The 23,491-nt window shown below is 63.0% G+C and carries 24 protein-coding genes and 4 tRNA genes; 22 read left to right on the top strand and 6 right to left on the bottom strand.

Annotated features, from left to right (window positions below; translation table 11 throughout):
• Window positions 1-223 precede the first annotated feature (223 nt).
• The 6 genes from murJ to ispH all read left to right on the top strand — a co-directional run bounded on the left by murJ (window position 224) and on the right by ispH (window position 7,559).
• Window positions 224-1,762 (top strand): murein biosynthesis integral membrane protein MurJ, encoded by a 1,539-nt coding sequence (murJ, locus tag KHO53_RS06465; protein ID WP_213570119.1) that lies wholly within the window; start codon window positions 224-226, stop codon window positions 1,760-1,762.
• A gap of 118 nt (window positions 1,763-1,880) precedes the next feature.
• A complete protein-coding gene (ribF, locus tag KHO53_RS06460) occupies window positions 1,881-2,831 on the top strand; it encodes a bifunctional riboflavin kinase/FAD synthetase (protein ID WP_010220595.1) in 951 nt (316 codons plus the stop codon).
• Entirely contained in the window at window positions 2,828-5,659 is a 2,832-nt protein-coding gene (gene ileS, locus KHO53_RS06455; RefSeq protein ID WP_010220596.1) for an isoleucine--tRNA ligase, read from the top strand. The genes ribF and ileS overlap by 4 nt, the downstream gene beginning before the upstream one ends.
• Window positions 5,652-6,167, top strand: a complete 516-nt coding sequence (gene lspA, locus KHO53_RS06450; RefSeq protein WP_213570118.1) for a signal peptidase II — start codon at window positions 5,652-5,654, stop codon at window positions 6,165-6,167. Before ileS ends, lspA begins: the two co-directional genes overlap by 8 nt.
• Window positions 6,160-6,597 carry an FKBP-type peptidyl-prolyl cis-trans isomerase gene (gene fkpB, locus KHO53_RS06445; protein WP_213570117.1) on the top strand — a complete coding sequence of 146 codons (438 nt, stop codon included), beginning with the start codon at window positions 6,160-6,162 and terminating at the stop codon, window positions 6,595-6,597. The genes lspA and fkpB overlap by 8 nt, the downstream gene beginning before the upstream one ends.
• Window positions 6,598-6,611: 14 nt before the next feature.
• On the top strand, window positions 6,612-7,559 hold the full coding sequence (gene ispH, locus KHO53_RS06440; RefSeq protein WP_213570116.1) for a 4-hydroxy-3-methylbut-2-enyl diphosphate reductase: 948 nt from the start codon (window positions 6,612-6,614) through the stop codon (window positions 7,557-7,559).
• On the opposite strand, the gene KHO53_RS06435 is transcribed toward ispH, so the two are convergent.
• Window positions 7,548-8,024 (bottom strand): GspH/FimT family pseudopilin, encoded by a 477-nt coding sequence (locus tag KHO53_RS06435; protein WP_244993529.1) that lies wholly within the window; start codon window positions 8,022-8,024, stop codon window positions 7,548-7,550. The two genes, ispH and KHO53_RS06435, sit on opposite strands and share 12 nt — an antisense overlap.
• 141 nt (window positions 8,025-8,165) lie before the next feature.
• Between KHO53_RS06435 and KHO53_RS06430 the strand changes: the two genes are divergently transcribed.
• From KHO53_RS06430 to thiO, 5 genes are read left to right on the top strand one after another with little or no spacing between them, the layout of a single operon-like run.
• Entirely contained in the window at window positions 8,166-8,369 is a 204-nt protein-coding gene (locus KHO53_RS06430; protein WP_036996891.1) for a type IV pilus modification PilV family protein, read from the top strand.
• Window positions 8,366-9,025, top strand: coding sequence for a PilW family protein (locus KHO53_RS06425; protein ID WP_213570115.1), 660 nt, complete (start codon window positions 8,366-8,368; stop codon window positions 9,023-9,025). Before KHO53_RS06430 ends, KHO53_RS06425 begins: the two co-directional genes overlap by 4 nt.
• Complete coding sequence (locus tag KHO53_RS06420; protein ID WP_010220604.1) at window positions 9,018-9,527, top strand: PilX N-terminal domain-containing pilus assembly protein; 510 nt, start codon at window positions 9,018-9,020, stop codon at window positions 9,525-9,527. The genes KHO53_RS06425 and KHO53_RS06420 overlap by 8 nt, the downstream gene beginning before the upstream one ends.
• A 20-nt stretch (window positions 9,528-9,547) precedes the next feature.
• The gene (locus tag KHO53_RS06415; RefSeq protein ID WP_026001166.1) at window positions 9,548-9,946 is read left to right on the top strand and encodes a type IV pilin protein; all 399 of its coding nucleotides are present in this window, start codon (window positions 9,548-9,550) and stop codon (window positions 9,944-9,946) included.
• A gap of 27 nt (window positions 9,947-9,973) precedes the next feature.
• Complete coding sequence (gene thiO, locus KHO53_RS06410; protein ID WP_213570114.1) at window positions 9,974-11,077, top strand: glycine oxidase ThiO; 1,104 nt, start codon at window positions 9,974-9,976, stop codon at window positions 11,075-11,077.
• A gap of 102 nt (window positions 11,078-11,179) precedes the next feature.
• Here thiO and KHO53_RS06405 read toward each other — a convergent pair whose 3' ends face one another.
• A complete protein-coding gene (locus tag KHO53_RS06405; RefSeq protein WP_010220607.1) occupies window positions 11,180-11,410 on the bottom strand; it encodes a PP0621 family protein in 231 nt (76 codons plus the stop codon).
• Between the two features lie 93 nt (window positions 11,411-11,503).
• Window positions 11,504-12,526, bottom strand: a complete 1,023-nt coding sequence (locus KHO53_RS06400; protein WP_010220608.1) for an outer membrane protein assembly factor BamD — start codon at window positions 12,524-12,526, stop codon at window positions 11,504-11,506.
• Window positions 12,527-12,676: 150 nt separating this feature from the next.
• Between KHO53_RS06400 and rluD the strand changes: the two genes are divergently transcribed.
• From rluD to KHO53_RS06360, 8 genes are all read left to right on the top strand, one after another.
• Entirely contained in the window at window positions 12,677-13,639 is a 963-nt protein-coding gene (rluD, locus tag KHO53_RS06395) for a 23S rRNA pseudouridine(1911/1915/1917) synthase RluD (protein ID WP_010220609.1), read from the top strand.
• Window positions 13,636-14,376, top strand: coding sequence for a peptidoglycan editing factor PgeF (pgeF, locus tag KHO53_RS06390; RefSeq protein ID WP_213570113.1), 741 nt, complete (start codon window positions 13,636-13,638; stop codon window positions 14,374-14,376). The genes rluD and pgeF overlap by 4 nt, the downstream gene beginning before the upstream one ends.
• 124 nt (window positions 14,377-14,500) lie before the next feature.
• On the top strand, window positions 14,501-17,065 hold the full coding sequence (clpB, locus tag KHO53_RS06385) for an ATP-dependent chaperone ClpB (protein WP_010220611.1): 2,565 nt from the start codon (window positions 14,501-14,503) through the stop codon (window positions 17,063-17,065).
• A 303-nt stretch (window positions 17,066-17,368) separates the two neighbouring features.
• Window positions 17,369-17,444: transfer RNA gene (locus KHO53_RS06380), tRNA-Asn, on the top strand.
• Between the two features lie 10 nt (window positions 17,445-17,454).
• Window positions 17,455-17,531: transfer RNA gene (locus tag KHO53_RS06375), tRNA-Pro, on the top strand.
• A gap of 5 nt (window positions 17,532-17,536) precedes the next feature.
• Window positions 17,537-17,612, top strand: a tRNA-Lys gene (locus KHO53_RS06370).
• A gap of 100 nt (window positions 17,613-17,712) precedes the next feature.
• Window positions 17,713-17,789, top strand: a tRNA-Pro gene (locus tag KHO53_RS06365).
• Window positions 17,790-17,885: 96 nt separating this feature from the next.
• Window positions 17,886-18,416, top strand: a complete 531-nt coding sequence (locus KHO53_RS06360) for a dihydrofolate reductase family protein (protein WP_100782486.1) — start codon at window positions 17,886-17,888, stop codon at window positions 18,414-18,416.
• Between the two features lie 157 nt (window positions 18,417-18,573).
• On the opposite strand, the gene KHO53_RS06355 is transcribed toward KHO53_RS06360, so the two are convergent.
• From KHO53_RS06355 to KHO53_RS06345, 3 genes are all read right to left on the bottom strand, one after another.
• Window positions 18,574-19,869, bottom strand: a complete 1,296-nt coding sequence (locus tag KHO53_RS06355; protein WP_010220616.1) for an NAD(P)/FAD-dependent oxidoreductase — start codon at window positions 19,867-19,869, stop codon at window positions 18,574-18,576.
• An 84-nt stretch (window positions 19,870-19,953) separates the two neighbouring features.
• Window positions 19,954-20,127, bottom strand: a complete 174-nt coding sequence (locus tag KHO53_RS06350; protein WP_081492759.1) for a DUF3094 family protein — start codon at window positions 20,125-20,127, stop codon at window positions 19,954-19,956.
• A 168-nt stretch (window positions 20,128-20,295) separates the two neighbouring features.
• Window positions 20,296-20,925 (bottom strand): DUF1780 domain-containing protein, encoded by a 630-nt coding sequence (locus KHO53_RS06345; protein WP_010220617.1) that lies wholly within the window; start codon window positions 20,923-20,925, stop codon window positions 20,296-20,298.
• 121 nt (window positions 20,926-21,046) lie between these two features.
• Here KHO53_RS06345 and KHO53_RS06340 point away from each other — a divergent pair, with 121 nt between their 5' ends.
• The 3 genes from KHO53_RS06340 (at window position 21,047) to KHO53_RS06330 (ending at window position 23,491) form a co-directional block, all read left to right on the top strand.
• Complete coding sequence (locus tag KHO53_RS06340) at window positions 21,047-21,508, top strand: hypothetical protein (RefSeq protein ID WP_145959289.1); 462 nt, start codon at window positions 21,047-21,049, stop codon at window positions 21,506-21,508.
• Window positions 21,509-21,537: 29 nt separating this feature from the next.
• A complete protein-coding gene (locus tag KHO53_RS06335) occupies window positions 21,538-22,608 on the top strand; it encodes an MFS transporter (RefSeq protein WP_249684275.1) in 1,071 nt (356 codons plus the stop codon).
• Between the two features lie 193 nt (window positions 22,609-22,801).
• Window positions 22,802-23,491 carry an energy-coupling factor ABC transporter permease gene (locus KHO53_RS06330; RefSeq protein ID WP_213570112.1) on the top strand — a complete coding sequence of 230 codons (690 nt, stop codon included), beginning with the start codon at window positions 22,802-22,804 and terminating at the stop codon, window positions 23,489-23,491.

The following is a 23,491-nucleotide window of genomic DNA, read 5'->3' as shown; positions in this document are numbered from 1 at the left end:
TAGCAAACAAAATAGGCCGCGAATCATGCCGATGAGTTGATCGGTTGTCAAGGGCACTTGCATGGTTCCGCTGAGTGGTCGTTCTGTACAAGGGAGTGATTCCCTTCTGCGGTACGACCTGTAAACTCGGGAGCTTTTGCTCTGCTTGCGTTGCGGCGCGGAGTATCGCACAACTGGGCGCGTTGCGGCACAGCCCTTTATCCTCAGGCGTGAAAAACTTTCGATGAATCTTCTCAAATCCCTGGCCGCGGTCAGCTCCATCACCATGATCTCGCGGGTGCTGGGCTTTGTCCGTGACACCATCCTGGCACGGGTGTTCGGCGCAGGCGTGGCCACCGACGCCTTCTTCATTGCCTTCAAACTGCCCAACCTGCTGCGGCGCATCTTCGCCGAGGGCGCGTTTTCCCAGGCGTTCGTGCCAATTTTGGCTGAATACAAGACCCAGCAAGGCGAGGAGGCGACCCGTACCTTCATCGCCTACGTCAGCGGCCTGCTGACCCTGGTGCTGGCCCTGGTGACTGCCCTGGGGATCCTTGCCGCGCCCTGGGTGGTGTGGGTAACGGCGCCGGGCTTTGTCGACAGCACCGAGAAGTACCAGCTGACCACCGACCTGTTGCGGGTGACCTTTCCTTATATATTGCTGATCTCGCTGTCGTCGCTGGCCGGGGCCATCCTCAATACCTGGAACCGCTTTTCGGTGCCGGCCTTCGTGCCGACCCTGCTCAACGTGGCGATGATCGGCTTTACCCTGTTCCTCACGCCGTACTTCGACCCGCCGATCATGGCCCTGGCCTGGGGCGTGCTGGCCGGTGGCCTGGCGCAGCTGTTGTATCAGCTGCCACACCTGAAGAAGATCGGCATGCTTGTGCTGCCGCGCCTGAACCTGCGCGATAGTGGCGTGTGGCGGGTGCTCAAACAGATGCTGCCGGCGATCCTCGGGGTGTCGGTGAGCCAGATCTCGCTGATCATCAACACCATCTTCGCCTCGTTCCTGGTGGCCGGCTCAGTGTCGTGGATGTACTACGCCGACCGCCTGATGGAGCTGCCCTCCGGCGTGCTCGGGGTGGCCCTGGGCACCATCCTGCTGCCAACCCTGGCCAAGACCTACGCCAACCGCGACCGCCACGAGTACTCGCGGATCCTCGACTGGGGCCTGCGCCTGTGCTTTTTGCTGGTGCTGCCATGCACCCTGGCCATGGCGATTCTTGCCGAGCCGCTGACCGTGGCGCTGTTCCAGTACGGTAAATTCAGCGCTTTCGACGCGGCCATGACCCAGCGTGCGCTGATCGCCTATTCGGTGGGCTTGCTGGCGATCATTCTGGTCAAAGTGCTGGCCCCAGGCTTCTATGCCCAGCAGAACATCCGGACGCCCGTGAAGATCGCCATCTTCACCCTGGTCTGCACCCAGCTGTTCAACCTGGCATTCATTACCCACCTGGCGCACGCTGGCCTGGCCCTGGCCATCAGCCTGGGTGCCTGCCTGAATGCCGGCTTGCTGTACTGGAAGCTGCGCCAGCAGCAGTTGTTCCAGCCACAACCGGGCTGGGCCAGGTTCCTCGCCAAGCTGGTGGTGGCGGTACTGCTGATGTCGGCGGTATTGCTGGTAGGCATGCATTACATGCCGGCCTGGGCCGAAGGGCAGATGCTCGAGCGCTTCCTGCGCCTGGGTGCGCTGATCCTGGCCGGGGTCGTGACCTATTTCGGCTGTCTGTTGCTGTTTGGTTTGCGCCCGCGTGACTTCGCCCGCAAGGCGTTGCATTAAGGCGTAACGGCGGTCAGACGTCGGTTTTACACATTCCACGCCACGGGGTGACGCTGCTGCCTGTCGTCAGCGCCCGGGTGTGGTTATAATCGACCACTTTATGAGCAAGAAGCGCGTTATGCAGCTGGTTCGAGGCCTCCACAACCTGCGCCCCCAGCACCGGGGCTGTGTCGCCACTATTGGCAACTTCGACGGTGTTCACCGCGGCCACCAGGCAATCCTGGCGCGCCTGCGTGAGCGAGCGGACGAGTTGGGCGTGCCCAGCTGCGTGGTGATTTTCGAGCCACAGCCGCGTGAGTATTTCGCCCCCGACACCGCGCCCGCGCGCCTGGCCCGGCTGCGCGACAAGGTCGCCCTGCTGGCCGCCGCCGGCGTCGACCGGGTACTGTGCCTGGCGTTCAACCAGCGTTTGAGCAAGCTCAGCGCCGCCGAGTTCGTCGACACCATCCTGGTCGATGGCCTGGGGGTGAAACACCTGGAAGTGGGCGACGACTTCCGCTTCGGCTGCGACCGTGTTGGCGACTTCGACTTCCTCGAACAGGCCGGTATCCTCCAGGGCTTTACCGTGGAAGCGGCGCAAACCGTCGAGCTCGACGGCCTGCGGGTCAGCAGCACGCAAGTGCGCGATGCGCTGGCCAGCGCCGATTTCGAGCTGGCCGAGCGTCTGCTGGGGCGGCCGTTCCGCATCCGCGGGCGGGTGTTGCATGGGCAGAAGCTGGCACGCCAGTTGGGGACGCCGACGGCCAACATCCAGCTCAAGCGCCATCGCGTACCGCTCAGCGGGGTCTACCTGGTCAGCGTCGAACTCGACGGCAAGAACTGGCCGGGTGTCGCCAACATCGGCGTACGGCCTACTGTTTCAGGTGATGGCAAAGCCCACCTGGAAGTACATCTTCTGGATTTTGCCGGCGATCTTTATGGCCGGCGTCTGACGGTGGAATTCCACCACAAGCTGCGTGAAGAGCAGCGTTTCGCCTCCCTGGAGGCGCTGAAGTCGGCGATCGATGCGGATATCGCCGCCGCACGTGCCCATTGGCACGGTCAACCGCTAACGAAGAGCCTGAAATGACCGACTATAAAGCCACGCTAAACCTTCCGGACACCGCCTTCCCGATGAAGGCCGGCCTGCCACAGCGCGAACCGCAGATCCTGCAGCGTTGGGACAGCATTGGCCTGTACCAGAAGCTGCGCGAAATTGGCAAGGATCGTCCGAAGTTCGTGCTGCACGACGGCCCGCCCTACGCCAACGGCAAGATCCACATCGGTCATGCGCTGAACAAGATTCTCAAGGACATGATTGTCCGCTCCAAGACCTTGTCCGGTTTCGACGCCCCGTACGTCCCGGGTTGGGACTGCCACGGCCTGCCGATCGAGCACAAGGTCGAAGTGACCCACGGCAAGCACCTGAGCGCCGATCAGACCCGCGAACTGTGCCGCGCCTACGCCGCCGAGCAGATCGAAGGGCAGAAGACCGAGTTCATCCGCCTGGGTGTGCTGGGCGACTGGGACAACCCGTACAAGACCATGAACTTCTCCAACGAAGCCGGTGAAATCCGCGCGCTGGCAGAAATGGTCAAGCACGGCTTCGTGTTCAAGGGCCTCAAGCCGGTCAACTGGTGTTTCGATTGCGGTTCGGCCCTGGCCGAAGCCGAGGTCGAGTACGCCGACAAAAAATCGCAGACCATCGACGTTGCCTTCCCGGTAGTCGATGACGCCAAGCTGGCCGCCGCCTTCGGCCTGGCCTCGCTGGCCAAGCCTGCCTCGATCGTGATCTGGACCACCACCCCGTGGACCATCCCGGCCAACCAGGCGCTGAACGTCCACCCGGAGTTCAAGTACGCCCTGGTCGATACCGGCGACAAGCTGCTGGTGCTGGCCGAAGAGCTGGTCGAATCGTGCCTGAAGCGTTATGCGCTGGAAGGTTCGGTGATCGCTACTGCGCCAGGTTCGGCGCTGGAACTGATCAACTTCCGTCACCCGTTCTACGATCGCCTGTCGCCGGTGTACCTGGCCGACTACGTCGAGCTGGGCGCCGGTACCGGTGTGGTTCACTCCTCGCCAGCCTACGGTGAAGACGACTTCGTCACCTGCAAGCGCTACGGCATGGTCAACGACGACATCCTCACCCCGGTGCAGAGCAACGGTGTGTACGTGCAGTCGCTGGAGTTCTTTGGCGGCCAGTTCATCTGGAAGGCCAACCCGGCCATCGTCGACAAACTCTCGGAAGTCGGTGCGCTGATGCACACCGAAACCATCAGCCACAGCTACATGCACTGCTGGCGCCACAAGACCCCGCTGATCTATCGCGCCACCGCGCAATGGTTCGTCGGCATGGACAAGCAGCCCGACAACGGCGAGACCCTGCGCAAGCGCGCGGTCAAGGCCATCGAAGAAACCAAGTTCGTCCCGGCCTGGGGCCAGGCGCGCCTGCACTCGATGATCGCCAACCGCCCGGACTGGTGCATCTCGCGTCAGCGTAACTGGGGCGTACCGATCCCGTTCTTCCTCGACAAGCAAACCGGCGAGCTGCACCCGCGCACCGTCGAGCTGATGGAAGAAGTGGCCAAGCGCGTCGAAAAAGAAGGTATCGAGGCCTGGTTCAAGCTCGACGCCGCCGAGCTGCTCGGTGACGAGGCCGGCCAGTACGACAAGATCGCCGACACCCTCGACGTCTGGTTCGACTCCGGCACCACCCACTGGCACGTGCTGCGTGGCTCGCACAACATCGGCCACGAAACCGGCCCGCGCGCCGACCTGTACCTGGAAGGTTCCGACCAGCACCGCGGCTGGTTCCATTCCTCGCTGCTGACCGGTTGCGCCATCGACAACCATGCGCCGTACCGCGAACTGCTGACGCACGGTTTCACCGTCGACGAGAACGGCCGCAAGATGTCCAAGTCGCTGGGTAACACCATCGAGCCGCAGAAGGTCAACGACACCCTGGGTGCCGACATCCTGCGCCTGTGGGTTTCGGCCACCGACTACTCCGGCGAAATGGCGGTTTCCGAGCAGATCCTGCAGCGCAGCGCCGACGCCTACCGGCGTATCCGCAACACCGCGCGCTTCCTGCTCTCCAACCTGTCCGGCTTCGACCCGGCCCGCGACCTGCTGCCGGCCGAAGACATGCTGGCGCTGGACCGCTGGGCCGTCGACCGTACCCTGCTGCTGCAGCGCGAGCTGGAAGAGCACTACGGCGAGTACCGCTTCTGGAACGTCTACTCGAAGATCCACAACTTCTGCGTGCAGGAGCTGGGTGGCTTCTACCTGGACATCATCAAGGACCGTCAGTACACCACTGGCGCCAACAGTGTTGCCCGTCGTTCCTGCCAGACCGCGCTGTACCACATCAGCGAGGCGCTGGTGCGCTGGATCGCGCCGATCCTGGCGTTCACCGCCGACGAGCTGTGGCAGTACCTGCCGGGCGAGCGCAACGAATCGGTCATGCTCAACACCTGGTATGAAGGCCTGAGCGAGCTGCCGGAAGGCTTCGAGCTGGGTCGCGCCTACTGGGACCGCGTGATGGCAGCCAAGACAGCCGTCAACAAGGAGCTGGAAAACCAGCGTGCGGCCAAGGCCATCGGTGGCAACCTGCAAGCCGAAGTCACCCTGTTCGCCGACGACGCCCTGAGCGCCGACCTGAACAAGCTGGGCGACGAGCTGCGCTTCGTGCTGATCACCTCGGCAGCCAGCGTTGCGCCGTTCGCCCAGGCTCCAGCCGATGCGGTCGAGACCGAAGTGCCTGGCCTCAAGCTGAAAGTGGTCAAGTCCGGCCACGCCAAGTGCGGCCGTTGCTGGCACTTCCGCGCAGACGTCGGCTCGAACCCCGAGCATCCGGAAATCTGCGCCCGTTGCGCCGACAACATCAGCGGCAATGGCGAGGTGCGCCACTATGCCTAACCCTGGTGTGGGGCGCTTCGGGCGCCTCAGCTGGCTATGGCTGAGCGTGCTGGTCCTGGTCCTCGACCAGGCCAGCAAGTTCTACTTCGAGGGCGCGCTGAGCCTGTATCAGCAGATCGTGGTCATCCCTGACTACTTCAGCTGGACCCTGGCCTACAACACCGGTGCCGCTTTCAGCTTCCTGGCTGACAGCTCCGGCTGGCAGCGCTGGCTGTTCGCCCTGATCGCCGTGGTGGTCAGCGCCGTGCTGGTGATCTGGCTCAAGCGCCTGGGGCGCAACGAGACCTGGCTGGCAGTCGCGCTGGCATTGGTGCTCGGCGGCGCGCTGGGCAACCTGTACGACCGTATCGTGCTTGGCCACGTGGTCGACTTTATCCTCGTGCACTGGCAGAACCGCTGGTACTTCCCGGCCTTCAACCTGGCCGACAGCGCCATTACCGTGGGTGCGGTAATGCTGGCGCTGGACATGTTCAAGAGCAAAAAGTCCGGAGAGCCCGCCCATGACTGAGACCCATATCGGCCAGAACACCGAAGTGACCCTGCACTTCGCGCTGCACCTGGAAAACGGCGACACCGTCGATAGCACCTTTGAAAAGGCGCCGGCGGTGTTCAAGGTCGGCGACGGCAACCTGCTGCCAGGCTTCGAAGCGGCGCTGTTTGGCTTCAAGGCCGGTGACAAGCGTACCGTGACCGTGGTCCCGGAAAACGCCTTTGGCCAGCCGAACCCGCAGAACGTGCAGGTCATGCCGCGCTCGCAGTTCCAGGACATGGAGTTGTCCGAAGGCCTGCTGGTGATCTTCAACGATGCCGCCAACGCCGAATTGCCGGGTGTGGTGAAAGCGTTCGATGATGCCCAGGTGACCATCGACTTCAACCATCCACTGGCTGGCAAAACCCTGAACTTCGAGGTGGAAATCCTCGCGGTCAAGGCCCTGTGAGCCTGGAGTCCGCCATGCAAATCAAACTCGCCAACCCCCGTGGCTTCTGTGCCGGCGTGGACCGGGCGATCGAGATCGTCAATCGTGCCCTCGAAGTGTTTGGCCCGCCGATCTATGTGCGCCATGAAGTGGTGCACAACAAGTTCGTGGTCGAGGACCTGCGCGCGCGCGGGGCGATTTTCGTCGAAGAGCTGGACCAGGTGCCGGACGACGTCATCGTCATCTTCAGCGCCCATGGCGTTTCCCAGGCCGTGCGCCAGGAAGCCGCCGGGCGCGGCCTGAAGGTGTTCGACGCGACCTGCCCGCTGGTGACCAAGGTGCATATCGAGGTGGCGCGCTACAGCCGCGACGGCCGCGAGTGCATCCTGATCGGCCACGAAGGCCACCCGGAAGTCGAAGGCACCATGGGTCAGTACGACACCAGCAATGGTGGCGCCATCTATCTGGTCGAAGACGAGGACGATGTTGCCAGCCTGCAGGTCAACGACCCGGATAAGCTGGCCTTCGTCACCCAGACCACTTTGTCGATGGACGACACCAGCCGGGTGATCGATGCCCTGCGTGCGCGCTTCCCGAATATTGGCGGGCCGCGCAAGGACGACATCTGCTACGCCACCCAGAACCGTCAGGACGCGGTCAAGCAATTGGCCGACGAATGCGACGTGGTATTGGTGGTCGGCAGCCCGAACAGCTCCAACTCCAACCGCCTGCGTGAGCTGGCCGAGCGCATGTCGACCCCGGCCTACCTGATCGACGGCGCCGAAGACCTGCAAAAAAGCTGGTTCGATGGCGTCGAGCGCATTGGTATCACCGCCGGTGCTTCGGCACCCGAGGTGCTGGTGCGTGGGGTGATCGAGCAACTGCGGGCCTGGGGTGCCACCGGCGCCGAAGAGGTCGATGGCCGCGAGGAGAACATTACCTTCTCGATGCCCAAAGAGCTGCGTGTGCGTTCATTGATCTGACCCGGCAGCCGCGCACAGCGGCTGTTCGCCGGGCTCCTCGCGCAGGCTGACCCGGCCTGTGTGCGCCAGTACCACCCGGTACTGGCTGTAAGGATCGGGGCGCTGGCAAATAAACAGCGTCCCGGCCTGAAACGCTCCCCCCGCGTGCAAGGGCACCCCCAGCCCGCTGAAGCGTATCTGCCGGGCTACCGGTTGATTGCCGACGATACTCACCCGCTCAAGCCGCTGTTCGTACAGCAACTGTGGGCCATCCTGCTCCACGACCATGCGCCAGCCATTACTCCAGTTATCGTCGAACGCCTGCAGGCGAACCACCTGGTTGCGCAGCAAGGCCTCGCTGCGTGCAGTGCGCAAGGCCTGGGCCAGGTCCTTGGCGGCAGCTTGCTGTTGTAGGCCGCTGTTCATGGTGCTGTAGGTCGGCAGGCTGATCTGCGTCAGCATCCCCACCAGCGCTAGCGCGAACATCATTTGTATCAGTGTTACCCCCTGTTGCTTCACCGTGCATTCCTCCCTGGAAGTGCTTCTATAGAGTCAGGCCGGCGGACAGCAGCGTCCAGTCGGCCAGGTTGGCAAAGGGCTGTGGAAAAGTCGCAGGAGGAAGGCGCCATGGATGGCGGACGGCAACAAGGAATGAGCTTGCTCGAGGTGCTGCTGGCCATGCTGGTGCTGGGGGTGGGTGTTTTTGCTGCAGCGGCTGCGCAAGTGCGGGCGTTGCAGGCCACCGACAGTGCCTTGCAGAGTACCCAGGCTGCGTATCTGCAGCATGGCGAGCTCGAAGAAGCACGCATCAACGCAGGGCCAGGCCGATGAAACGGCAAGCCGGTGTCGGCCTGGTCGAAGTGTTGCTGGCCCTCAGCCTCGGCTTGGTGCTGCTGCTCGGTGCCAGCCGCCTGTTTTTGGCGGCCACTTCGAGCTGGCAGGCTCAGGGCATTGCCGCGCAACTGCAGGAAGACGCGCGCCTGGCGTTGCAGCGTATGGCCCAGGATATTCGCATGAGCGGCATGTTCGGCTGCTTGCGTGAGGATGCAATCAGCCATGTGAACCCGTCCTCGGCACAGGCGTTTGCCCAGCCGCTGGCGGTAGTCCGCGCAGCGGACGGCCAATTGCAGCAATTGAGCCTGATCACTGCTGAAGTGGCTGGCGCCGGTGGGCGGCCGAACTGGACGTTGGTGACCGATTGCATTCGCGAAGCGCGGGTCTATCCCGAAGTCCAGGCCGCGCCGGCCGGGCACTACGCGATACCGATACGGCGCCAGACCTACCGCGTTGAGGGCACCAGCCTGATGTTCGGCAGCGGTGCCAGCTATGCGCCGCTGATCGACAACCTGGGCGAGCTGCGCGTCGACATCATCAGCCGGAGTGCCACCCGCATCGCCGGGCTGCGTCTGAGCCTGACCTTGCTTGACCCGCTGGCGCGGGTAAGGCCGCAGCAGTATCAACTGACGGTGGCCCTGCGCAATGGCTAGGCCCGGCAGCCAGCGCGGGGTGATCCTGCTGGTCAGCCTGGTGTTGCTGGGACTGTTGGCTTTGCTCGGCGTCTCGGCGATGGTCAGCGCCACCCTGCAGGCGCGTATGGCGGGCAACCTGCAGGCAGCCTTGCACGGCTTCGAGCAGGCGGAGCAGGCCTTGCTGGTTGGAGAGTCGAGCGTGTCGGGCGTGTTGCCGTGCAGTTACTGTTTACCGCCGCCGGAAGCTGCACGGGTGCGGGCGGCTGGCGTCTACCGCGGCGAAGGGCCGACCTCCGGCCTGAGCTGGCAAGGCGGCGCCAGCGGCTTCTACCTCGTACAAAACCTTGGCCAGAGTACCCACGCCGCGCACTGGCCCGCCAACCTCTGCGCCACCTTGTACCGGATCACCGCCGTCAGCCACGCCGGGGCAGGGCGCAGCGTGCTCGAAAGCATTTATGCACAGGCTGTAGAAGAGGGCGCTCAGCCACCCAGGCGCATTCTCTGGCGCCAGCTTCACTAGGAGTTCGACTTATGTCCACCCTGCAGAAAGGTTTGAGCCTGATTGAACTGTTGCTTGTCGTCGCCGTGGTCGGCATTCTTGCGGGCATTGCCTATCCCAGCTACAGCGAACAGGTCCGCAAGGCCGCACGCACGGAAATCGCCGGGTTGCTGTTCGAAAGCGCGCAGTTGCTGGAGCGTCACTATTCACGCACCGGCCAGTACGCCGACAGCGAGGCCCTGGTCACCCCATTGGCGTCCGGGACCGAGCACTACCGGCTGCAAGCCGTTCGTCATTCGACGTCATTCACCCTGACCGCCCGGCGCATACCGGGTGGTTTGATGACCGGTGACCGCTGCGCTGATTTCGTACTCGACCAGGCCGGTGTGCGCCGCAATCCCGGCGCCGTTGATGCTGGCCATGGCTGTTGGGGTGGTTGAGGTTTACTTCAGACGTTGGATCAATACATGACCAAGCAAGTAGTGATTGTCGGTGGCGGGGTGATCGGCCTGCTGACAGCGTTCAACCTGGCGGCCGACGTCGATCAGGTGGTGCTGTGTGACCGTGGCGCGCTCGGCCAGGAGTCTTCCTGGGCCGGTGGCGGCATTGTCTCGCCGCTGTATCCGTGGCGCTATAGCGCAGCGGTAACGGCCCTGGCGCACTGGTCGCAGGATTTTTATCCACAGCTGGGCGAGCGCCTGTTCGCCAGCACCGGGGTCGACCCGCAAGTGCACACCACCGGCCTGTACTGGCTGGACCTGGACGACGAAGCCCAAGCGCTGGCCTGGGCCGAGCGCGAAGGGCGGCCGTTGACGGCTGTGGATATCTCGGCGGCCTATGACGCGGTGCCGGTGCTTGGCGGCGGTTTCCGGCGCGCCATCTACATGGCCGGGGTTGCCAACGTGCGTAACCCGCGCCTGGTCAAATCCCTCAAGGCCGCCTTGCTGGCACTGCCGAACGTGAGCATTCGCGAGCACTGCGAAATCACCGGCTTCAGCCGTGAGGGCGAGCGCATTAGCGGGGTGGAGACCGCGACCGGGCCGATCCAGGCCGATCACGTCGTGCTGACGGCTGGCGCCTGGAGCGGCGACTTGCTGCGGCCGCTGGGCCTGGAGCTGCCGGTGGAGCCGGTGAAAGGGCAGATGATCCTGTACAAGTGCGCCGAAGACTTTTTACCGAGCATGGTGCTGGCCAAGGGGCGCTATGCGATCCCGCGGCGTGACGGGCATATTCTGGTAGGCAGTACCCTGGAGCATGCCGGTTACGACAAGACCCCGACCGAGGAGGCGCTGGAAAGCCTGAAGGCTTCGGCGGTGGAATTGCTGCCGGCGCTGGCCGATGCCATCCCGGTGGCCCATTGGGCAGGGCTGCGGCCGGGGTCGCCTGAGGGCATTCCGTATATCGGTGAGGTGCCGGGGTATGCCGGGCTGTGGCTGAACTGCGGGCACTACCGCAACGGCCTGGTGCTGGCGCCGGCGTCCTGCCAGTTGTTTGCGGATTTGTTGCTGGGGCGTGAGCCGATGATCGACCCGGCGCCGTATGCACCGGCTGGGCGGGTGGCTGCTCTCTAGGGCCTCATCGCTGGCAAGCCAGCTCCCACAGGAAAGCAGATATCTTCAGATCCCTGCCGTACCTGTGGGAGCTGGCTTGCCAGCGATGGCCGCGCCGCGCAATCAGCGCTGCGCCCCAGGCCCCTGCTCCAGGTGCGCCTGGCTGCAATACCACTGCGCCCCGCGATGCAATGCCCGGTCACTGGGCAAATGCACGCCGCAATGGGCGCAGCGGACCATCTTCAGCGGGTCTTCGAGGCTGTTGTTCTGCGTAGCAGCATTGCTGGCCTTGAACTTGCGCCACAGCCAGAAGGCGGCGGCAATCAGGGCAATCCAGAATAGTAGGCGAACCATGGTGTCCAGCTTTGTCAGTGAAGAGCCTTCAGTCTAGGGCTCAGGCATGAAAAAAGGGAGGCCTTGGCCTCCCTTTATCTTTTACACGATGGCTCAGTCGAACACACCGAAGGTCATGTAGCTGAACCAGGAGCGGTCTTCGTTGTTACCTTCCGCTTCGTGGTTCTCTTCTTCGATGACGTCACCGTTGGCATCTTTAGGCAGCAGCTCTTGCGGGATCGCGTCCTTGGCGTCCTGGTACTGCTTGATCACGTCCTGGTTGGCGCGGGTCTCGCCCGGCGGCAGCGGCGGGGCGGTATTGATCAGGCCCAGGGTGGCCTTGGACAGCCACGAGCGGTTGTCGGCCTCGTTCTGTTGCGGCACGAACTGGCCATCGACCAGGCTCGGGTGATCCGGGTAGTTGAGCTTGAGGGTTTCCAGGCTGGTGGCGGCCAGTTCGTCCAGGTGCAGGCGCATGTAGGCTTCGGTCATCACCGCCAGGCCGTCGCCGACCGATGGGGTTTCCTGGAAGTTCTCGACCACGTAGCGGCCACGGTTGGCGGCAGCGACATAGGCCTGACGGGTCAGGTAGTAGTCGGCCACGTGGATTTCGTAGGAGGCCAGCAGGTTGCGCAGGTAGATCATGCGCTGCTTGGCGTCTGGCGAGTAGCGGCTGTTAGGGAAGCGGCTGGTCAGCTGGGCGAACTCGTTGTACGAGTCGCGGGCAGCACCCGGGTCACGCTTGGTCATGTCCAGCGGCAGGAAGCGCGCCAGCAGGCCGCGGTCCTGGTCGAAAGAAGTCAGACCCTTGAGGTAGTAGGCGTAGTCGACGTTCGGATGCTGCGGATGCAAGCGAATGAAACGCTCGGCGGCAGACTTGGCAGCCTCCGGTTCGGCGTTCTTGTAGTTCGCGTAGATCAGCTCGAGCTGGGCCTGGTCGGCGTAGCGGCCGAACGGATAGCGCGATTCCAGAGCCTTGAGCTTGCTCGTGGCACTGGTATAGCTGTGGTTGTCCAGGTCGGCCTGCGCCTGCTGGTACAGCTCGGCTTCGCTCAGGTTTTCGTCGACGACTTCCTTCGAAGAACAAGCAGCGGTCAGTCCGAGGATGGCGATCAGCAGCAGGTGTTTCACTTGCATGGCGGCTTGCGTCCCTATGACGGCCGCTGTCTTGGGCGTGGCCGTCCTGTTATGATGAGCACCCCGATGCAACCCTCGGGGCAAAAGACGTCGTATTTAACCACAAGCGTGCAGTCGAAACCAAAGGCTGTGCCGCCCGCTGATTCGAGCATGTCCGAGATCATTCAACTTCGCGCAGAGGTGCCGTCCGAATTGGGCGGGCAACGCCTCGACCAAGTCGCCGCCCAATTGTTCGCTGAGCACTCGCGCTCGCGCCTGTCCACCTGGATCAAGGAGGGGCGCCTGACGGTCGATGGCGCTGTCCTGCGTCCGCGCGATATCGTCCACGGCGGTGCGCTGTTGGCGCTCGACGCCGAGCAGGAAGCCCAGGGCGAGTGGGTGGCCCAGGACATCGAGCTGGATATCGTCTACGAAGACGACCACATCCTGGTGATCAACAAGCCTGCCGGGCTTGTGGTCCACCCGGCTGCGGGCCACGCTGATGGCACCCTGCTCAATGCCCTGCTGCACCATGTGCCGGACATCATCAATGTGCCGCGCGCCGGTATCGTCCACCGCCTGGACAAGGACACCACCGGTCTGATGGTGGTGGCCAAGACCATCCAGGCGCAGACCCAGCTGGTCGCCCAGTTGCAGAGCCGCAGCGTCAGCCGCATCTATGAATGCATCGTGATCGGCGTGGTAACGGCCGGCGGCAAGATCAACGCGCCGATCGGCCGTCACGGCGGGCAGCGCCAGCGCATGGCGGTCACCGAGGGCGGCAAGCCGGCGGTCAGCCACTACCGTGTACTGGAGCGCTTCCGCTCGCACACGCATGTGCGGGTCAAGCTCGAAACCGGGCGTACCCACCAGATTCGCGTGCACATGGCTCACGTCAACTTCCCGTTGGTCGGCGATCCGGTCTACGGCGGGCGTTTCCGTATTCCGCCAGCGGCCAGCCTGACCATGGTCGACGCGCTCAAGACCTTCCCGCGCCAGGCCCTGCATGCGCGCTTCCTGGAGCTCGATCACCCGGTGACCGGCGAGCGCATGGGCTGGGAATCGCCGCTGCCGGATGACTTCGTCTGGCTGCTGTCGCTGCTCAAGCAAGACCGTGAGGCGTTCATCGGATGAGCGAGTTGACGCAAGCGCTGCTGTTTCCCGACTGGCCTGCGCCAGCCGGGGTGCGCGCCTGCGTCACCACGCGCAGCGGCGGGGTCAGCCTGCCGCCTTATGAAAGCTTCAACCTCGGCGACCATGTTGGCGATGCGCCGGCAGCGGTGGCCGAGAATCGCCGGCGACTGACCGTCGAGTTCGGCATTCAGCCGGCCTGGCTCAAGCAGGTGCATGGCGTGGTGGTGGCCGATGCCGCCCCCAGTGTTATCGCCGAAGCCGATGCCAGCTACAGCGCGACCCCGGGCATTGCCTGCACGGTGATGACCGCCGACTGTTTACCGGTGCTGTTCTGCGACCGCGCCGGCACCCGGGTAGCCGCCGCCCACGCCGGCTGGCGCGGGCTGGCCAACGGTGTGCTCGAAGCCACCCTGGACCGCCTGGCGCTGCCGCCCGACGAGGTGCTGGTGTGGCTCGGCCCGGCCATTGGCCCGCAAGCCTTCGAAGTTGGCCTGGAAGTACGCGACGCGTTCACGACCGTTCATCCGGAAACTGCCCGGGCCTTCGTGCCCGGTGCCCAGCCCGGCAAGCTGATGGCCGATATCTACCAGCTGGCCCGCCTGCGCCTGGCAGCACGCGGCGTCAATGCCGTCTATGGTGGTGGCTTGTGCACCGTCAGCGACCCGCGCTTCTATTCTTATCGGCGTACCCCGCAGGGTGGCCGCTTCGCTTCCCTGGTCTGGCTGGCACCGCGCTGACCTGGATCAAGCCCGGCTAGCTTGAATCTTCCAGAATCACCCTTATCTACAGTGGTATCTCTGGCAGGTTTTTCTTCATCAGGTGTGTCCATCGCTCCGACCTGCCCATAAAGGAAGGTAACCCATGCGAATAGACCGTTTGACCAGCAAGCTGCAATTAGCATTATCCGACTCCCAATCCCTGGCCGTGGGCATGGACCATCCGGCCATCGAGCCTGCGCACCTGGTGCAGGCCCTGATCGATCAGCAGGGCGGTTCGATCAAGCCGCTGCTGATGCAGGTCGGCTTTGACGTCAACAGCCTGCGCAAGGCGTTGAGCAAAGAGCTCGACCAACTGCCGAAAATCCAGAACCCCACGGGCGATGTGAACATGTCCCAGGACCTGGCGCGCCTGCTCAACCAGGCCGACCGCCTGGCCCAGCAGAAGGGCGACCAGTTCATCTCCAGCGAGCTGGTGCTGCTGGCGGCCATGGACGAGAACAGCAAGCTCGGCAAGCTGCTGCTCAGCCAGGGCGTTAGCAAAAAGGCCCTGGAAAACGCCATCAGCAACCTGCGTGGCGGCGAGGCGGTCAATGACCCCAACGCCGAAGAGTCGCGCCAGGCCCTGGACAAATACACCATCGACCTGACCAAGCGCGCCGAAGACGGCAAGCTTGACCCGGTGATTGGCCGTGACGATGAAATTCGCCGCACCATCCAGGTGCTGCAGCGCCGGACCAAGAACAACCCGGTGCTGATCGGTGAGCCTGGCGTCGGTAAGACCGCCATCGCCGAAGGCCTGGCCCAGCGCATCATCAATGGCGAAGTGCCGGACGGCCTTAAAGGCAAGCGCCTGCTGTCGCTGGACATGGGCGCGCTAATTGCCGGTGCCAAGTTCCGCGGCGAGTTCGAGGAACGCCTCAAAGCCCTGCTCAACGAGCTGTCCAAGCAGGAAGGGCAGATCATCCTGTTCATCGATGAGCTGCACACCATGGTCGGCGCCGGTAAAGGCGAAGGCTCGATGGATGCCGGCAACATGCTCAAGCCGGCCCTGGCCCGTGGCGAGCTGCACTGCGTCGGCGCCACCACGCTTAACGAATACCGCCAGTACATTGAAAAAGACGCCGCGCTGGAGCGGCGTTTCCAGAAGGTACTGGTTGAAGAACCGAGCGAAGAGGACACCATCGCCATCCTGCGTGGCCTCAAGGAGCGTTACGAGGTGCACCACAAGGTGGCGATCACCGACGGCGCGATCATCGCCGCGGCCAAGCTCAGCCATCGCTACATCACTGACCGTCAGTTGCCGGACAAGGCCATCGACCTGATCGACGAAGCGGCCAGCCGCATCCGCATGGAGATCGACTCCAAGCCGGAAGTGCTCGACCGCCTGGAGCGCCGCCTGATTCAACTGAAGGTCGAGTCCCAGGCACTGAAGAAAGAAGACGACGAAGCCGCGATCAAGCGCCTGGAGAAGCTCACCGAAGAGATCGCCCGGCTGGAGCGCGAGTACGCCGACCTGGAAGAGGTCTGGACGTCGGAAAAAGCCGAAGTGCAGGGCTCGGCGCAGATCCAGCAGAAAATCGAGCAATCGCGTCAGGAGCTTGAAGCGGCCCGCCGCAAGGGCGACCTCAGCCGCATGGCCGAGCTGCAGTACGGGGTGATCCCGGACCTGGAGCGCAGCCTGCAGATGGTCGACCAGCACGGCAAGGCGGAAAACCAGCTGCTGCGTAACAAGGTCACTGAAGAAGAGATTGCCGAGGTCGTGTCCAAGTGGACCGGCATCCCGGTGTCGAAGATGCTCGAAGGCGAGCGGGAAAAACTGCTGAAAATGGAAAGCCTGCTGCACGAGCGGGTGATCGGCCAGGAAGAAGCGGTGGTGGCAGTCTCCAACGCCGTGCGCCGTTCGCGTGCCGGCCTGTCGGACCCGAACCGCCCGAGCGGCTCGTTCCTGTTCCTCGGCCCGACCGGTGTCGGTAAAACCGAGTTGTGCAAGGCGCTGGCCGAGTTTCTCTTCGACACTGAAGAGGCCATGGTGCGTATCGACATGTCCGAGTTCATGGAGAAACACTCCGTGGCTCGCCTGATCGGTGCACCACCAGGCTACGTAGGTTATGAAGAGGGCGGCTACCTGACCGAAGCGGTGCGGCGCAAACCTTATTCGGTGGTGCTGCTCGACGAGGTCGAGAAGGCCCACCCGGATGTCTTCAACGTGTTGCTGCAGGTGCTTGAAGACGGCCGCCTGACCGACAGCCACGGGCGGACGGTGGATTTCCGTAATACCGTGATCGTCATGACCTCCAACCTGGGCTCCTCGCAGATCCAGGAACTGGTGGGCGATCGTGAAGCGCAGCGTGCGGCGGTGATGGATGCCGTGGGTTCGCACTTCCGGCCGGAGTTCATCAACCGTATCGACGAAGTGGTGGTGTTCGAACCGCTGGGCCGCGAGCAGATCGCCGGTATCACCCAGATCCAGCTCGGCCGCCTGCGCAGCCGCCTGACTGAACGTGAGCTGAGCCTGGAACTGAGCCCTGAGGCGCTGGATAAACTGATCGCCGTCGGTTACGACCCGGTCTATGGCGCACGGCCGCTGAAACGGGCGATCCAGCGCTGGATCGAGAACCCGCTGGCGCAGTTGATCCTGTCGGGCAAGTTCCTGCCAGGCAGCGCCATCACGGCGAAAGTGGAGGGCGAAGAGATCGTCTTTGCCTGAGTTTTCGGTGGGTTACGCTAAGGCCTCGATTTTCGAGGCCTTTTTTCTTTGCATTTTTTCTCGAGTGCTTGTAAAGTGCGCCCCGCTGTATGTCGCCCCGCAGCTTCCCGGCAAAATTGGGAATCTGAAAAAAAGTTGCAAATCAGTAAGTTGAATGCAAATTAGGGGTTGACAAGGGTTTTGAAGGTTGTAGAATAGCGCGCCTCAGAGACATGAACGCAGCGATGCACAAGGTCGAAGAGTTCGAAGCGGTAGTGATACAGCACTCGAAATTGCAGCACTGTTGTAATTGAAATTGATAGTTCCGCGATAGCTCAGTCGGTAGAGCAAATGACTGTTAATCATTGGGTCCCAGGTTCGAGTCCTGGTCGCGGAGCCAAATTTCAAGCCGGGGTATAGCGCAGTCCGGTAGCGCGCCTGCTTTGGGAGCAGGATGTCAGGAGTTCGAATCCCCTTACCCCGACCATTTTTGGGTCGTTAGCTCAGTTGGTAGAGCAGTTGGCTTTTAACCAATTGGTCGTAGGTTCGAATCCTACACGACCCACCATTTTTGAAGCCGGTACGCTGGGTTCAAATCTTAAAAGGTTGGTTTGCCATTAGCAGCCAGCCATAAAAAAAGGCGCCTTTATTGGAGCCTTTTTTTTTACCGGGGTATAGCGCAGTCCGGTAGCGCGCCTGCTTTGGGAGCAGGATGTCAGGAGTTCGAATCCCCTTACCCCGACCATCTTCAGAAAGAAGGGCACCTTGCAAAAGGTGCCCTTTTTTCGTTTCTACAGCCTGCCTGATACTATCCGGCTATTTCCTGCAAGGGAGCTGCCCCATGACCCTGAAAACCTCCGTCTATATCGCCACCAGCCTCGATGGCTACATCGCCCGTGAAAGCGGTGAGCTGGACTGGCTGATGGTCGCCACCAGTTCCAGTGACGACCACGGTTACGCCGCGTACATGGCCACTGTCGACACCCTGGTCATGGGCCGCAACACCTTTGAGAAGGTCCTGACCTTTGGCGAGTGGCCGTATCCGCACAAGCGTGTGGTGGTGCTGAGCAGCACCTTGCAGCAGGCCGATATGCAGCATGGCATCGAAGTGCACCCGGGGCCGGTCGCCGACCTGGTCGAGCACCTGAATGAAACAGGCGCCAAGGGGCTGTACCTCGATGGCGGGCAGGTGATTCAGAGCTTCTTGCGCGAAGGCCGGCTGGATGAACTGACCATCACCCGCATACCGGTGTTGCTGGGCAGTGGCATCCCGCTGTTCGGGGCCCTGGCGAAGGACGTGACGCTGCAGCATATGCGCAGCACCACCTTTGAAAGCGGCTTTGTGCAGAGTACCTACCGGGTCCTCAAGTAAAACCTACACCACGGACTTGTGGGAACTGGCTTGCCAGCAGCACATTTACATCGACTGTACCGACGCCATCGCGGGTCAAGCCCGCTCCTACAGAAACACCGCCATACCTGTGGGAGCGGGCTTGCCCCGCGATGAGGCCCTCAAAGCCAATCCAACGTCAGTGCAACTTCAACCGCGGCTCAGTCCCACGCCCGATCCGGCTACCCAGCATCAGCATCAGCGTACGGAATGTCCCGTACAGCGCCATCTGGTGCATGCGGTACAGCGACACATAGAACATCCGCGCCAACCAGCCTTCGAGCATCACGCTGCCGGTCAGGTTGCCCATCAGGTTACCCACCGCCGAGAAGCGCGACAGCGACACCAGCGAGCCATAATCCCGGTACGCATACGTCGGCAACGGCTTGCCTTCCAGGCGCGCCTTCAAGCCCTTGGCCAGCAACGACGCCTGCTGGTGCGCAGCCTGCGCCCGTGGTGGCACGTTGCGGTCGCTACCCGGTTGCGGGCAGGCGGCGCAGTCGCCGAAGGCGAAGATGTTGTCGTCCAGGGTGGTTTGCAGGGTAGGGCGCACCACCAGCTGGTTGATCCGGTTGGTTTCCAGGCCGTCGATGTCCTTGAGGAAACCCGGCGCACGAATACCCGCCGCCCAGACCTTGAGGCTGGCCTGAATCACGTCACCATTGCTGGTGCGCAGCTCATCGGCGGTCACTTCACTGACCGCCGCGTTGGTCATCACCGTCACCCCGAGTTTCTCCAGGGTCTTGTGCACGGGCACGCTGATGCGCTCCGGCAGCGCTGGCAGTACCCGCGGGCCAGCCTCGATCAGGGTGATGTGCATGTCTTTGGGCTGGATACGATCCAGGCCGTAAGCCGCCAGCTCATGGGCCGCGTGGTGCAGCTCGGCGGCCAGTTCCACACCGGTGGCACCGGCGCCGACGATGGCCACGCTGATTTGCTCATTGGCCTGATCGCCGGCGTGGGCGCGCAGGTAATGATTGAGCAGTTGCTGGTGGAAACGCTCGGCCTGCTTGCGGGTATCGAGGAACAGGCAATGCTGCGCCGCGCCCAAGGTGCCGAAGTCGTTAGTGTTACTGCCCACTGCGATCACCAGGGTGTCATAGCCCAGGGTGCGCGCAGGCAGCAATTCGCGACCGTCTTCATCGAGGGTGGCAGCCAGCTGGATCTGCTTGGTTTCGCGGTCCAGGCCGCTCATGCGCCCGAGTTGGAACTGGAAGTGATTCCACTTGGCCTGGGCCACGTAGTTCAGTTCGTCTTCGGAAGAGTTGAGCGAGCCCGCCGCCACTTCGTGCAGCAGCGGCTTCCAGATGTGCGTCAGGTTGGCGTCGACCAGGGTGATGCTGGCGCTACCTTTTTTGCCCAGGGTCTTACCCAGGCGGGTCGCCAGTTCCAGGCCGCCGGCGCCGCCGCCGACAATCACAATACGGTGAGTCATGGAGATATCTCATAAGGTTTACGGAATTCGGGTCTTGAGTGGCAGGCCGCACGGGGCGGGCGTTGTGGGCGAGCGCAAGGCAGCTCATAGCACCAGATGACTCAAGAGGCGGCTCAACAAGCCGAGTGCAACGGTCACGACCACCACCAGCAGAAGGAGCAGCCAGGGCCGGAATGGCTTGCGCTCGACTTGGTGCTGGGGGGCTCGCAGGTATTCATCGACACGACGCTGGTCTTCGGGATTCAGTCGGCTGGTCATGAGGGCCTCGTCAGATAGACGCTTGTGACTGTGGGAACGCTACAGTGTTCACTCTAGTCGCTCGAAGGTTGCCCAGCGTTCAGTCACTTGGCTGTCTTTATAACGAATGATTGCGCTTTGTATCACCGGCACAGAATTTATGCCATCGGGCTTTGGCAGGGGGCCAGCTCAGAGGCTTATTCCTACATCGAAAACGATGCTGCGCCCCAAATTGCCGCGCAGGAAGTCCGGCGCATCGGGGTGGGCAAACAGCACCCGGGCGAAGGTCGGGCCCACCAGCGACAACGAGCGCCAGCCCTGGCGCAGGTATTCGGTGGGCGGCGGGAAGTGGCTGTTGAGGTCGAGTACTTCGCGCTTGAGGCTGGCAAAGGCAATGATGTCCAGCTCGCTCAGGTCCAGGCCACGCTCCTGGTAGTTGTGCGATTTTTTACGCAGGGTCGGCGCCAGGCGCTGCAGCAGTTCCTGGGCGCTGATCCGCCGGGGCCGGGCTTCGCGGCGTACCAGTTGGCTCAACGAGAAGGCACTGCGCCGACGCTGCAGCTCTTCGCGCCATTCGTCGTTCAGGCGCCGGCCTTCATCGAGGACAAAAAACACCTCGAAGGCGGCATCGCGAAACAGCACATCAGGCGGTTCTTGCCCGGCGGCGGCAAAGTCTTCGCTGCGGTAGGGAATGTTCAAGCCTTGCAGCAGGCGCTGGCATACCCAACGCTCACGTTCCCATTTACGGGCATTGGATAGAAACGCATTGGCTTGTTCGGCCTGAATGGTGAGCAGGCGCAAATAGTCTGAGTCGTCCATGGGCACAAGCTTAGCGTTCAATTGGGCTTTGCAGGAAATGTCTGCAAGCCATTGCTGCGCATGTAAACCAGCGCCTAGACTGCGCACCCGTTGTGGGCTCAGTGAATATCAGGGAAGAAGCATGAGCGTAGTGAAGATGGGCGGCATATTCGGTTCCGGCACGGTGGTCTGTGCCCTGGTGGTGTACGGCGTGGGCTTTTTGTTCTGGACGCCCACCGTGCCTTACGACACTGCAGATGGCCGCTATGTGGTGCTCAAGGAGGGCGACTCACCGCCCTACAGCGTCAAACTGATTGACCACCGCGGCGCAGAAGATGAAATCGTCCGCAGCTATGCCGAGTTCAACCCCAAGGTGCTCAGCGTCATGCCCGGCGACTACCGCTTGCGCCTGACCCTGAACGAGTTCGGCTGCTACGGCGCCTGGGCCGATGTGCAGGTATCGGCGACCACCATCAGCGTCATCGAGCAGCAGCGCAACCCCAGTTGCCAGCCACCGGACTGGCTGGTTGAAGGCGCCGTGTTCCGCCTGTTCGAGGCACCGAAAGCGCCCGCCGAGGCTGACCAAGCCAACCCCGAGGTGTAGAGCCACTCATGACAGGGACGGAGGTGCGCATGGCCTTATCAACCTGGCGGGTATGGAGCGCGGTGACGGTGCTGTGCATCGCTTCCTTCGCGATGGTGACCTCCGAGTTCGCCCCTATCGGTTTGTTGTCACAGATTTCCGCCGATTTGGCGCAGGAGCCGGCCAGGGTCGGGCTCAGCGTGACCTTGTATGCCTGGATTGGCGCTGTCAGTGGCTTGCTTGCCAACAGCCTGAGCCGCTGGATCGCCCGCAAGCCGCTGATGATTGCCCTGATGTTGATGCTGGCAGCATCGAATGCGCTCTCGGCAATCGCCCCGGAGTTTGCCGCGCTGCTCGGTGCGCGGGCACTGGGGGCGTTGGCCCATGGCGTGTTCTGGGCAACCGTGGCTGCCACCGCCACCCTTATCGCGCCTGCCCGGCAGATGGGCCTGGCCACCTCGATCGTGCTGGGCGGTATTACCCTCGCCACCGTCATGGGCGTGCCACTGGTCAACCTGGTGGGCCAGTACGACGGCTGGCGAACCGCTTTTGCTTGCCTGGCGCTGCTCTGTGTCGCCAGTGCCGGGGCAATCGCCTTGGTAGTCCCTGACCTGGGCCTGGTCGCCGCAGCACCCGGCACCGGGTATGTGGCGGTGCTGCGGCGCCGGGATCTGCTGATCACCTTCGTCATCACCGGGCTGACGGCGGCCGCACATTTTGCCGCCTACACCTTTGTCGAGCCCTTTATCAGTCAGGTACCAGATGTGACCCCGTGGCTGGTCGCGGCACTGCTTTTTGTATTCGGCGCTGCGGGCTTTTTGGGCAACCTGCTGAGCGCGATCTTCATCGACCGCCACCTCAAACCCTTCATCCTCCTGGCCCTGATCGCCATGGCAGGGGCGCTGCTGACCCTGGGCCTGCTTGGGCCCGAGTTGAACCTGCTGGCCGTGGCGGCCTTGCTGATGGTCTGGGGGCGTTGCCATCTCGGCACTGTTTACCGGTCTGCAGACCTGGGTGTTGAGCATCGCCGGCGCCCATACCGTTCCGGCCACGGCCCTGCATACGGCAGTGCTCAATGGCGCGATCGGCCTGGGGGTGATCATCGGCGGTGGAGCGCTTGAGAGTATTGGCCTGCGGGGCGCCATGCTGGGCGCCAGCATGGTGATACTCCCGGCCATTGTGCTGCTGCTCGCTTCAGGTACGTTGCGCCGCACAACGCCGGTATTTTCCGCAGCCACTGAGGCTGATCAAGCCAGCCCCGAGGTGTAGACTGCCCCCACGCCTATTGCCTCACTCGAACAAGGGTTATTTGCCGTGATCAGTGCCGCCGTACTTTCCAGCCAGACCCTGACCATCACCTGGGTCGCCTATGTGCCCGTGCTGATTTGGGCGGTGGCGCGTACCCGCTGGCTCGAACTGTTCGCCGACAGCCGTCGCCAGCACTTGCTGTTCGGCACGGTGTTCGCCTTGTTTGCCCTGTGGCTGGTGCGGCGCGACTTCGACACCGGGGTGTCTTATCACTTCATCGGCATGACCGCCGTGACCCTGCTGCTGGACTGGCCGCTGGCGATTGTCGGTGGCTTGCTGGCGCAGCTCGGCCTGCTGGCGCTGGGGCGCCAGGACCTGGCGGCGATGGGGGTCAATGGCCTGTTGCTGATCGGCCTGCCGGTGCTGGTTACCGAGGTGTGCGCGATCCTGGTGGAGCGGGCACAGCCGCGCAACCTGTTCGTCTATATCTTCTGTTCGGGCTTTTTTGCCGCGGCGCTGTCGGCACTCTTGTGCCTGCTCGGTGGGCTGGGGTTGCTGTGGATGGACGGGCGCTTCGTCATGCCGGAGTGGCTCGAGGACTTTATCGGCTACCTGTGGCTGATCATCTTCCCCGAAGCCTTTATCAACGGCATGGTGGTCAGCGCCCTGGTGGTGTTCTGCCCGGAGTGGCTGGAGACCTTCAACCGGACCCGCTACCTGCAGGCCCCGTGGAAGGACGACGACCCCGGGCGCTGA

Origin of the sequence: Pseudomonas sp. RC2C2, assembly GCF_018390435.1 — a bacterium.
GTDB classification, from domain to species: Bacteria; Pseudomonadota; Gammaproteobacteria; order Pseudomonadales; family Pseudomonadaceae; genus Aquipseudomonas; species Aquipseudomonas donghuensis.
The sequence above is the reverse complement of the archived record's forward strand: the minus strand, read 5'-3'. Positions and strand labels throughout refer to the sequence as shown.